Origin of the sequence: Paenibacillus sp. KS-LC4, from assembly GCF_036894955.1 — a bacterium.
Classification (GTDB): Bacteria; Bacillota; Bacilli; order Paenibacillales; family Paenibacillaceae; genus Pristimantibacillus.
Genome location: NZ_CP145905.1, coordinates 4,240,353 through 4,253,350 on the forward strand (window position 1 = coordinate 4,240,353; position 12,998 = coordinate 4,253,350).

Here is a 12,998-nt window from a genome sequence, read left to right on the forward strand (position 1 = left end):
TCAGCTTATTCACTTGAATGTCCTGGCTTCATTTCGTATTTCCTATAGTCTCCCGGTGTGACACCGACTATTCTTTTAAACACACGTCCGAAGGTAACGGAGTTGGCGTAACCGACCTGTAAAGCGATTTGCTGGATAACCTCGTCGGTTTGGCTCAATAAATTTTGGGCATGCACAATGCGCAGCTGCGCCAGAAAATCAACGAATTTGGTATTGAACTCTTCCTTGAACAAATGACTCGCATATTTCGCAGATACTTGGAAGCGATCGCTCAATATCGTTAGGGACAGATCTGGATTCGTGTAATGCTCTTCAATGTAAGCTTTCATCTCACTAATCATGGCACGGTAGCTTTTATTTTCGTTGGTCGCCACATATACCCGGTAAACCTCGTTCATCATTTCCAGCAGCAAGGCTTCCATCTCAGGCAGCCGCTGCGCCTTATCCAGCTCCGCCCGCCACAGCTGTGCCTGCTCGCCCACAAAGTAATCCTTCAGATTATCGGAGAGATCCATCAGCTCTCTGCCCAGCATTTGGCGCAGCCAATGAATAAGCATTCGGATCTCCTGATCCGCAAGCAGCTCGGAGCCGACCCCTTGAAACAGCGAGTGCACCTGCTCCCGCCATTCCTGATTGGTCAAGCGAAACATTTTCACGATACCAGCCATGATAGGAAAATATTTATAAGACTCCGTATTAGGCTGAAGCGGCACATCTGAGCCAAACACCATTTCATTTTCACCCAGAGACAATATATATTGCAGCGCTGATTCTGCTGATTGATAGGATTCCTTTAAGCTGCCGTCCAGATTCGTCACAATGCCAATACCGAATTGCATCGTCAGCTCAAATTGGCTTGCGGCCCACTGGTGAGAGCTCCTGACGGCCAAGCGCAGTCTCTTTTTGAAATTTTCAACCTCTTCCTCTTTATCTTCCTCTGCGGCACCATTTGTAAAAATAATGCCCAACTGACTGCTGCTTATCCATTCCGCCCAGCTGTCGAGCTCTCTTTCCCGTGCCAGCTCCTGAAAAAGATTCATGAGCGTCAAACGGAACGTTTGCTGATCCTGATGAGAGAAGTCGCCATAAGCGACCTCAAAGTCATGCATTTCCGCAATGACGACTGCGGCGTGCACAGCATGCTCCGAGCTATGCAATACGGCTAAGGAGCGGCATTTTTCAACACGCTCCCCTTGAGCCTCAGCATGGCCCTCGATTAAATCAATAAAAAACTGCCGCCTTCGTACCAGTAAATTTTCATGATGCTGCTGCTCATAATCTGCGGTCTGCTGGATAAGCTGCTCCAGCGCATGGTCGATTAACGCCAGCTCATCTCTAGTCGTGACATCAGAGGAACGCACCGGAAGCGCCTGAATGCGGTTCATCATTATTTGAATCGGCCTATAGTTTTTGCGGGTAATATAAATGATATAGAGAACGGCTAACAATAAGGTTGCCAGTCCAATAATAATCCATACATAAGAAATGACAGAAACCCAGGCGAATAGCTGACCCGCGCGGAGACCGCTGTTGAACGTCCAGCCTAGCTTTGGCGACACAAGCGTCGTTAGCACACTGCCTGTCTCGTCGCTAATACCCAACCCTAAATTTTCTTTTGGAAAAATAGTTTCGCCTTCCTTGCCTGTTACATGAAGAAACGAAACGTTGCTGCGCGTCATATCATCTATCATTCGACCTAAAGGATAGGCGCCGAGATTAAGGACTAAAACGCCTTCCTGGCCGAAGGGAAGCGGCAAGCGCTTATGCATGCTGATTACTTCCTCCGGCTCATCGGATTCCAGCAGCTTGAAGGACCTGATTTGCGACCAGCGCTGGAAAGCTGGCTCATTCAGCGCCTGCTCCAAATAAGCGCGATCAGCAAACACCTCCTGCGATGTAAATCCATATTTACTAACGATACGGTGATCGGACAGACGGTATATATACATGGAATCCAGCAGTTCATTATTGCTTTCCAGCATCCATAGCTTTTTGGCGAGCTCCAAAAATTCGGGGCTCCCCTTCTCTACCTCACCCGCGAGAAATCTTCCGTAAATCGGATCATTTTCCATTTGGCGCAATATTTCCATCTCTACTTGATTGACCGCCCTGTCGAGACTATCGACGACATAGGAGGTCGCAATACGGCTTGCCTTCTCCGTTTCGTTCCGTGAAATCTCATTTACAATGAGGAAGGAGAGGAAAATGACAATAGATATCGTTAAGATGAAAATCGGAAAATAAGAGAATAGCAATCTGCGATACCAATTTTTTGACATAATCCTCACTCCAAATCTGACAGCATCGAAATCAGCTTGTAGTTATTCATCACAAACGCCTTTCAATGACAGGTTTTCTAACATTGTATCAGATATGTCGAGAAAACCAAGCTTAATTCAAAAAAAGATGGGAGGAAAACCTTTACACCGCGCACTGATCGCACTATTTGCATCAATTTATTTTTTGTATACCTGTTTTAATTTAGTGATGTCGATTTTGTCTATAACCTGTAGCTTCCGCATGACTTTCGCTGTTTTGTGATTAGTCGAAGCGAGCATTCTACAAAAACCGGGTTAAAAATTATATTTTTATAAAGAAAAGAATGTATTATGTTTAACTTTGTAGTATAAAGGAAGGAGTACGCTGTAAAATACCTATAATCATGAAGAAAGCAGAGGTTCTATGCTCCTACAAAATTTAACTATCCTCAAAGAACATCGACCTGATTTATTTCAGCCTTTACATGGCCTGGAACTGCTTGTTCAGGCTGATCCCTTGCCTATTGATATACAGCATGCAACCTTCGACAACTTAATTTGCAGTTCGAACGGACAAACCGTTAGCTTGCATAACCCCACAAGTGCATCAGTGGAAGCTTCACAAATTTTGCTGAAAGTAGAAAAAGAGCTAAAACAAAAAAATCATCATGTTATTTTTTATGGTGTAGGCCTAGGACACCATATTAAGCAATTTGCAGCAGAATTCCCAAAGGTTCCTTATTCAATTTTTGAGCCATCTGCCAAAATCATGCATGCTTTCCTATCTTCCATTTCCTTACTAGAGCTGAATTTATCCATGCTGCGCAATATTAGCATAGGCTCTCCTAATAGTAGATTCAAATTGAATGAAATTAAGTCCATGCTTTATCAAATACCAAGAAGCTTTTCCTTAATTACACTTCCTTCATACTTAAAAATATTTGAGAAGTCACATAGATCCTTTATTTCTTTCCTTCAAGATACCGTTGAACAAAAACAGTTAAATCTCAGAATAAATCATCATTTCGAGAAAAAATGGATTACGAACAGCTTCGAAAATTTTGAAGAGACTATAAATACACCAAGCCTCTTTGACTTTCGCTCACACTTTCATCAAAAGCCTGTACTTCTTGTTTCAGCTGGGCCATCTCTACAAGATGAGATCGAAAATTTGCGAGAAATAAAAAAAGCACGCTCCGCTTTTATTTTATCTGTAGGCTCTGCTATAAATTCACTTATTGAATTTGGCATCGTGCCGGATGCCGCCTTTACTTATGATCCTGGCGATTTTAACAAAAACGTTTTTACTCGTGCAATTAATGAGAATCAAACTCCCTTCCCGATGGTATTCGGTACATCGGTTGGAAAAGGAACAATCACACCATTTCCTTGGACAAAAATACATCTGCCAATGAGTCAGGATATGCTTTACGGATATTACATTAACGGAATAAAAAAGACTCCTGTCATTAACGATGCCAGTAGTGTAGCCATTGTAGTCTTACAGGCGCTTATGATTTTAAATTGCTCATCCATTATATTAGTGGGGCAGAACTTTGCATACCGCGACAATGACTATTATGCCGCAGGTGTGCCTTACGGAGAAAATAAAGCAGCGTCAGCAGAACAAGCTGTCAGTGTAGATGGAGACATACTTCACAGCACTAACAGTTTTAATGCTATGAGAAGAGAAATGGAGTATTTCATTAAGATTGGACCGCCGCAAACCGTAATTAATACGACACGGAGAGGCGCAAAAATTAATGGAGCTCCATTCCAGAATCTCTCCTCGGTAATGAGTGAGCTTCTCGTTCCAGATACGATAGACAATGAATGGTATCTGAAACCAGCTCGAACGGAAATACCTATATCATTATTAAAGCAAAAACATAATCAAATGCTGATTCATGCCAATCAAATAACACCTATTTTTACAGCTTTGCAGAGAAAGATGTTTGACATAAAATCAAAACCAGAATTGAAGAAATTTCAAGATTTTGATCAAGCTTTTAAAGCTTTACAGGATAATTTATTTTTCAAATTCATTTTACATCCACTAAGTCGTGTAAAATATGAAATTTTATACAGCACTATTGTAAATATTAAAGTTGAAACCGATATAACTATTAAAGCAAATTTACTATTATATGGTTTCGGTGAATATTTGCATGAATGTTATGAAGATTATAAGCTTATCCACCCCTATTTTCAGAAACTAAATGAATCCATTAACAACTTCATCCCCACAAATAAGGAGTAGACACCTAGAATGAAAAAATTAAACCGCAATATACTGGGACGTGCCAAAAAAATTGTCACGCTTACAGCAGCTTCTACGCAATTAGCCAATATGTTTGCCCCTGTCGTGTTGCATGCAGCACCGCGTGTTCCTATTGCAGCACCTGCTATGTTAAGTTCTGTAACCGAAATCACCTATTCTCCAAGCTTAATTTATTCGCTCAGTTCGTTTTCTCGACTTGAGCTTCTTAACTATTCCCCCGTCTCAAGTGGGATTTCTGCCCAATCTGATTTTTGGCTTTCTTTTAATGAAGAAGTTTCTTTAGGCGATGGTACCATTACAATTCATCGATCTAATGATGATACTGTTGAGCAAATATTCACAATCTCCAGCGGATCAGTTTATGGCGCTAGTGTTTCTTTTAGCGGAAATAACGTTTTTATTGATCCTAATGCAGACCTGCAGGATAATACCACATATTATATAAATATATCGAGTGGCGCCTTCATCTCTAGTCAGGGAGCACTTTTTTCAGGCATTTCACCATACCAGTGGTCATTTACTACAGGCGATTTTACCGCTCCTACTCTCCTATCAACTCCACCTAGCAGTGATAAAACTTCGTTGTACGGACCGTATTCCTTTATTTTTAATGAGGATGTAAGACTTGGAGAAGGCAAAATTCAGTTCTTCAAACAAGGAAACTCCTTTCCAGCTGTGACCATTTCTATTGCGAATAACCATGTCAACAATGCATATTTTGACCAATACTCCGGTAATATCATTCACTTTTATCCTCATTTCGAGCTTGATGAGGATACGAATTATTATGTCCACATTACTTCCGGTACCTTCGTTGATCTCAAAAACAACCCTTTTGCAGGTTTGTTCGACTCAACTTTCTGGAGCTTTACAACTTTAGATAAAAAGCCTTATTTAACTAACTATACGCCTTCTTTTGCTTCCGGCGTGCCTACTGATACCAATTTTACTTTCTATTTCTCTGAGCCAGTTCAACTTAATAATGGCAGCATTTCTCTCATTCGCTCAGACGATACATCGATTGCTCAGCAATTTGTCATTTCCAACGGTGTCATTCAAGGCGCTTCCGTTTTCTTCAGCGGCAATGCGATGACACTTGATCCTGATCTTGATTTAGAGGATTCGACCTCTTATTATATTGACATTTCCAGTGGGGCTGTGATCGATCTTAAAGGCAACCTTTTCTCGGGCTTCTATCATTTTACATGGAATTTCACAACGGGCGATTTTAATCCTCCTATTCTAACGTCCACTTTGCCTACAAGCAACAGCGCTAATTTAGAGGGGCCCTTTTCTCTCATTTTTAATGAGTCTATGCAATTCGGTCATGGTGAAATTCAGTTTTATAAGCAAGGCGAATCCACTCCCGCTCATACTATTTCCATTACAAATGATCGGATCTATAATGCTTTTGTCCAAATTAATTCTGGGCACGCCTTCGCTTTCTATCCTTCTTTTTCACTAGAGCAAGATACCGATTATTATGTTTTGGTCACATCTGGAGCTTTTGTCGATCTCAGCAATAACCCGTTTGCTGGCTTGCTTGATTCGACGCTCTGGAACTTCACTACCCTAGATGAAAAACCTTATTTAATCGATTACACACCTGCTCGTGTTGCCGGCGTTCCTTTGGATACCGACTTTACTTTCTATTTCTCCGAGCCGGTTCAACTTAATAATGGCAGCATTTTTCTCCATCGCTCAGACGATGCGTCGATTGCTCAGCAATTTGTCATTTCCAACGGTGTCATTCAAGGCGCTTCCGTTTCCTTTAGCGGCAATGCGATGACCCTCGATCCTGATCTTGATTTGGAGGATTCTACCTCTTATTATATTGATATTTCCAGCGGGGCTGTGATCGATCTTAAAGGCAACCCTTTTTCGGGCTTCTATCGTTATTTTTGGAGTTTCACAGCCGAGGATTTTACGCCCCCTACACTTACGTCCGTTCGCCCTATGAGCGCCAACGTCTCGTTGCAAGGGCTCCTCTCTCTCAGCTTTACAGAGCCCACGCAACTCGGTCATGGTGAAATTCAATTTTTTAAACAAGGTGTATCTACTTCCGTTCATACCATTTCCATTAGAAATGGGAAAATTTATAATGCTTCCTTTACAAAAACATCTTCACAAGACTTCACTTTATATCCGTCATTTAAACTTGAGCAGGATACCGATTATTATGTTCTGGTCACTTCTGGTGCCTTTGTCGATTCTAGCAATAATCCTTTTGCCGGTTTACTTGATTCGACAGTGTGGAACTTCACTACCGTGGATGAAAAGCCTTATCTGACAAATTACACACCTTCTTTTGTTTCCGATGTTCCAATCGATACTAACCTTTCTTTTCATTTTACTGAGCCTGTCCAGCTAAATAGTGGAGTAATTTCCCTCATTCGTTTAAATGATGAGTCGGTGGCTCAACAATTTGTCATTTCAAATGGCGTTATTCAAGACGCCTCCGTTTCCTTCAGCGGAAACGCGATGACTCTTGATCCTGATCAGGATTTGGAGGAGTTTACCTCTTATTATATTGACATTTCCAGTGGGGCTTTCATTGATCTTAAGGGCAACTCGTTCTCGGGCTTCTATCATTTTAAATGGAGTTTTATGACTAAAGATTTAACTCCTCCAGCTATAATTTCTATTTCGCCAACGCACGACAATGTCGGTTTAAATGGGCCATTCTCTCTTGTCTTTGATGAACCTGTAAGGCTTGGAGAGGGTAAAATTCAAATTTTCAAAAAAGGCACATCGATCCCAACTGAAATTATTTCAGTTGCAAATAACAATGCCGATACTGCGTATTTTGAACAACCTCTTGGGAACGTCTTTAATTTCAATCTTTATTCAAGAATAACTAATGACACAGACTTTTATGTAACGATTACTTCGGGAACATTTATGGATCTTAATAATAACCCGTTTCCGGGCTTGCTGAACTCTACTGAGTGGAATTTTACAACCCTTAACTTGGCACCTTATGTTTACGCCTTTAACTGGGACAGTTTTCAAAACGTACCAGTGGACAGTGATCTCACCTTTTTCTATAGTGAGAATGCTCTACCTTATAACGGAACCATTTCTCTTGTTCGTCTTGCTGATGATTCGGTTGCCCAGCAATTCGTTATTTCCAGCGGGGGATTTCATGATGAATCCATATTTTTCAGTGGAAATGCCTTAACACTCCGTCCACAAATGAATTTAGAAGATGCCACCACTTACTATATTAATATTTCAAGCGGTTTAGTTATTGATACTAAAGGAAAGGCCTCTAATGAAAGTTTAAAGAATTGGAGATTTACGACTGAAGATGCAGCTCCGCCAAAAATTGTATCTGTCGGTATGGACGACGGCGCTCAATTGAACGGCCCTTATTCCATTGCTTTTAATGAAAATATTCAGCTCGGCTATGGAAACATTTATTTCTACAAGCAAGGCGAAACGACACCCGCTCATACCATTACGATTTCAGGCACCCATGTTTACAATGCCAGCTTGAATTTAATCTCTGGGCGATTCGCTAATTTCTATACAGATTTTGAACTTGAACAGGATACTTCCTATTATGTTCACATCACTTCCGGTACCTTTGTCGATCTCAGCAACAAACCGTTTGCCGGCTTGCTTGATTCGACTTCATGGAGCTTTACAACTTTAGATAAAAAGCCTAAATTGATCAATTACAGCCCGAATGCTATTGCCAACGTGCCTACGGATACCGACTTCACTTTTTATTTCTCTGAACCAGTTCAGCTTAATAATGGCAGTATTTCACTTATTCGCTTAAACGATAAGTCCGTGGCTCAGCAATTTGTCATTTCCAACGGCGTTATTCAAGACGCTTCCGTCTCTTTCAGCGGAAACGCGATGTTCTTGGACCCCGATTCTGACTTGGAGGATTCGACCCTGTATTATATTGATATTTCCAGCGGGGCTGTGATCGACCTTAAAGGCAACCCTTTCTCGGGCTTCTACCATTTTCAATGGGATTTCATGACGGGTGATTTCAACCCGCCAAAAATTGTATCTGCCGGTATGGACGACGGCGCTCAATTGAACGGCCCTTATTCCATTGCTTTTAATGAAAATATTCAGCTCGGCTATGGAAACATTTATTTCTACAAGCAAGGCGAAACGACACCCGCTCATACCATTACGATTTCAGGCACCCATGTTTACAATGCCAGCTTGAATTTAATCTCTGGGCGATTCGCTAATTTCTATACAGATTTTGAACTTGAACAGGATACTTCCTATTATGTTCACATCACTTCCGGTACCTTTGTCGATCTCAGCAACAAACCGTTTGCCGGCTTGCTTGATTCGACTTCATGGAGCTTTACAACTTTAGATAAAAAGCCTAAATTGATCAATTACAGCCCGAATGCTATTGCCAACGTGCCTACGGATACCGACTTCACTTTTTATTTCTCTGAACCAGTTCAGCTTAATAATGGCAGTATTTCACTTATTCGCTTAAACGATAAGTCCGTGGCTCAGCAATTTGTCATTTCCAACGGCGTTATTCAAGACGCTTCCGTCTCTTTCAGCGGAAACGCGATGTTCTTGGACCCCGATTCTGACTTGGAGGATTCGACCCTGTATTATATTGATATTTCCAGCGGGGCTGTGATCGACCTTAAAGGCAACCCTTTCTCGGGCTTCTACCATTTTCAATGGGATTTCATGACGGGTGATTTCAACCCGCCAAAAATTGTATTTGCCGGTATGGACGACGGCGCTCAATTGAACGGCCCTTATTCCATTGCTTTTAATGAAAATATTCAGCTCGGCTATGGAAACATTTATTTCTACAAGCAAGGCGAAACGACGCCCGCTCATACCATTACGATTTCAGGCACCCATGTTTACAATGCCAGCTTGAATTTGGTCTCTGGGCGATTCGCTAATTTCTATACAGATTTTGAACTTGAACAGGATACTTCCTATTATGTTCACATCACTTCCGGTACCTTTGTCGATCTCAGCAACAAACCGTTTGCCGGCTTGCTTGATTCGACTTCATGGAGCTTTACAACTTTAGATAAAAAGCCTAAATTGATCAATTACAGCCCGAATGCTATTGCCAACGTGCCTACGGATACCGACTTCACTTTTTATTTCTCTGAACCAGTTCAGCTTAATAATGGCAGTATTTCACTTATTCGCTTAAACGATAAGTCCGTGGCTCAGCAATTTGTCATTTCCAACGGCGTTATTCAAGACGCTTCCGTCTCTTTCAGCGGAAACGCGATGTTCTTGGACCCCGATTCTGACTTGGAGGATTCGACCCTGTATTATATTGATATTTCCAGCGGGGCTGTGATCGACCTTAAAGGCAACCCTTTCTCGGGCTTCTACCATTTTCAATGGGATTTCATGACGGGTGATTTCAACCCGCCAAAAATTGTATTTGCCGGTATGGACGACGGCGCTCAATTGAACGGCCCTTATTCCATTGCTTTTAATGAAAATATTCAGCTCGGCTATGGAAACATTTATTTCTACAAGCAAGGCGAAACGACGCCCGCTCATACCATTACGATTTCAGGCACCCATGTTTACAATGCCAGCTTGAATTTGGTCTCTGGGCGATTCGCTAATTTCTATACAGATTTTGAACTTGAACAGGATACTTCCTATTATGTTCACATCACTTCCGGTACCTTTGTCGATCTCAGCAACAAACCGTTTGCCGGCTTGCTTGATTCGACTTCATGGAGCTTTACAACTTTAGATAAAAAGCCTAAATTGATCAATTACAGCCCGAATGCTATTGCCAACGTGCCTACGGATACCGACTTCACTTTTTATTTCTCTGAACCAGTTCAGCTTAATAATGGCAGTATTTCACTTATTCGCTTAAACGATAAGTCCGTGGCTCAGCAATTTGTCATTTCCAACGGCGTTATTCAAGACGCTTCCGTCTCTTTCAGCGGAAACGCGATGTTCTTGGACCCCGATTCTGACTTGGAGGATTCGACCCTGTATTATATTGATATTTCCAGCGGGGCTGTGATCGACCTTAAAGGCAACCCTTTCTCGGGCTTCTACCATTTTCAATGGGATTTCATGACGGGTGATTTCAACCCGCCAAAAATTGTATTTGCCGGTATGGACGACGGCGCTCAATTGAACGGCCCTTATTCCATTGCTTTTAATGAAAATATTCAGCTCGGCTATGGAAACATTTATTTCTACAAGCAAGGCGAAACGACGCCCGCTCATACCATTACGATTTCAGGCACCCATGTTTACAATGCCAGCTTGAATTTGGTCTCTGGGCGATTCGCTAATTTCTATACAGATTTTGAACTTGAACAGGATACTTCCTATTATGTTCACATCACTTCCGGTACCTTTGTCGATCTCAGCAACAAACCGTTTGCCGGTTTGCTTGATTCGACTTCATGGAGCTTTACAACGGTCGATAGGGCTGCTTTCTTGCAATACATGTATCCATATGCACTTTCCGGTATAGCAGTAGATACGAACTTTACTTTTGATTTCAGCGAACCCGTTGAGCTTTCCAACGGCACCATCTCCATTATTCGCTCACAAAATAATACCGTTGCCCAACAATTTACGATTTCTAACGGACAAATAAATAATGCTGTCGTATCGTTTAGCGGTAAAACAATGACGCTTGATCCAACTATAGATTTAGAAGGCTCTACAAGCTACTATGTGATCATATCTAGCGGAGCTTTTATTGATCTTAAGGGTAATCCGCTTTCCGGACTGCCTAACCTAAACTGGTCATTCACAACCGCTGCACAAAGCAACACTGGCGGCAGTAACGGAAATAGCGGAAGCAATCAACCTAGCCAACCAACAGTATCAACTCCGACCATTCCTGCTGTCGTTGCTCCAAACGAGGCTGCGCCTGTCATTTCCAACTCACCACAAGTGAACGTCATAACAGCACCGTTTAAAGCCGGAAAAGAACACAGCATCACGCTACCGGCAAATCAAAGCGGCTCGGCAGCTCTTGTATACTACTACGATGATAAATACAAGCAATGGATTGCACTACCTACGCAGCATGACGGCAATACGCTCACTGCCAATATGCCTCCAGAAAGCTGGGTTGCCGTTATGGACAATCCAGCTGTCTATCAGCCCGTGGATACAGTAAGCAATTGGGCAAATGAAGACATAATGAAGCTAATGAGCTTGAATATTATTCAAGGCTATGAAGATCAAACCTTCAAGCCTAATCAAGTGACCAACCGCTATGAAATGGCTGTTATGGTGGCGAAAGTGCTAGGCTTACCAATGGCAAGCACTGACGTCACAGCGCTGAATACCCTTCCCGACTCTGACAGCATTCCAGAATGGGCAAAACCGGCTGTAGCGGCGCTGGTGCAAAATAATATTATGCTAGGCAGCGCACAAGGCTTCCAAGGCAGTGAATCTATCACACGAGCACAGCTTGCTGCCATGCTGGGACGGATTTTGCCAGCAGCACAAAACAATACAGCTCCATCGTTCAAGGATCAATCCACCATTCCAGCTTGGGCCTCTGATGGTATTCAGAAGGCTATCGAGCTTGGCATCTTCAAAGGCTACCCGGATGGAAGCTTCCAACCGGATAAAACGCTGACGCGCGCTGAAATGGCGGCCGTCATCACGCGATTGATGGATTATTTGATCCAACAGCCGAAGCAATAAAGGTTCATACCAAAAAAGCTCAAGACCCCGTGGTCTTGAGCTTTTTTGCGCTTTTTGTCATCACCCACTTGCACCAAGGCTTCTGTTAAGCTACATCCATAATCCAAACAATCCTTCATTCACACCAAGATTATACATATAATACAAGCCGAATACAGCACTGACGATGCCGGTTGCCCCAATGAGGACCCGATTGAGCTTAAAGCGACTGGATGAGAGAATAAACGGAATACTGATGAAGGTGGTAAAGCATAACATACCAATTACCGTACCGACACCAAATATCGCGATATAGATCAGCCCTTCGCTGATGCTGTTCACCGTGCTCATCGTCAGGACGACCATCGCTCCGCTGCCAGCAAGGCCATGAATGAAGCCAATCAGCAAAGATTTACGATAGGAGCCACGAAAATGCTGGCTTTCCTTAGCGCCCACATCCACCTTCGCATTCGCATTCGCGCGCATGCTTCTAAGCGAAATAATCGTATTCACTCCCAGTACTACGATCATCACTCCAACGAGAAATTCCAAGGACATCGCCCATTTTTCCGTCATTTCACTTCTCATGGCCATGAGGATAAACCCGACAATAAACAGCGTCAGCGAATGCCCGATTCCCCAAAATACGCCTGAAAAAGCAGATTTGCCAATATGCTTGCTTTTAATCGCAATCGTGGATACCGCAATAACATGATCTGGCTCAAGCGCATGCTTGATGCCGAGCAGAAATCCGATTGTCAGCACAGAGAGTATACCCGCATCCATCTCTCCTATAACCCCCTGTT

The 12,998-nt window shown here is 42.5% G+C and carries 4 protein-coding genes; 2 read left to right on the forward strand and 2 right to left on the reverse strand.

All coding sequences use genetic code 11. The features are described from left to right. Nucleotides 1-5: 5 nt before the first annotated feature. The gene (locus V5J77_RS17875) at nucleotides 6-2,279 is read right to left on the reverse strand and encodes a helix-turn-helix domain-containing protein (RefSeq protein WP_338552160.1); all 2,274 of its coding nucleotides are present in this window, start codon (nucleotides 2,277-2,279) and stop codon (nucleotides 6-8) included. A gap of 403 nt (nucleotides 2,280-2,682) precedes the next feature. Between V5J77_RS17875 and V5J77_RS17880 the strand changes: the two genes are divergently transcribed. Together V5J77_RS17880 and V5J77_RS17885 are read left to right on the forward strand one after the other, a co-directional pair. Continuing rightward, nucleotides 2,683-4,518: a 6-hydroxymethylpterin diphosphokinase MptE-like protein gene (locus V5J77_RS17880; protein ID WP_338552161.1), complete on the forward strand. Its 1,836-nt coding sequence runs from the start codon at nucleotides 2,683-2,685 to the stop codon at nucleotides 4,516-4,518. Nucleotides 4,519-4,527: 9 nt separating this feature from the next. Beyond that, complete coding sequence (locus V5J77_RS17885; RefSeq protein WP_338552162.1) at nucleotides 4,528-12,213, forward strand: Ig-like domain-containing protein; 7,686 nt, start codon at nucleotides 4,528-4,530, stop codon at nucleotides 12,211-12,213. Nucleotides 12,214-12,303: 90 nt separating this feature from the next. On the opposite strand, the gene V5J77_RS17890 is transcribed toward V5J77_RS17885, so the two are convergent. Further along, entirely contained in the window at nucleotides 12,304-12,978 is a 675-nt protein-coding gene (locus tag V5J77_RS17890; protein WP_338552163.1) for a sulfite exporter TauE/SafE family protein, read from the reverse strand. Nucleotides 12,979-12,998 lie beyond the last annotated feature (20 nt).

What these genes read in the sequence shown, in the direction of transcription:
- V5J77_RS17875 (WP_338552160.1), bottom strand. Translation starts at nt 2,279, where the DNA reads ATGTCAAAAAATTGGTATCGCAGATTGCTATTCTCTTATTTTCCGATT.
- V5J77_RS17880 (WP_338552161.1), top strand. Translation starts at nt 2,683, where the DNA reads ATGCTCCTACAAAATTTAACTATCCTCAAAGAACATCGACCTGATTTA.
- V5J77_RS17885 (WP_338552162.1), top strand. Translation starts at nt 4,528, where the DNA reads ATGAAAAAATTAAACCGCAATATACTGGGACGTGCCAAAAAAATTGTC.
- V5J77_RS17890 (WP_338552163.1), bottom strand. Translation starts at nt 12,978, where the DNA reads ATGGATGCGGGTATACTCTCTGTGCTGACAATCGGATTTCTGCTCGGC.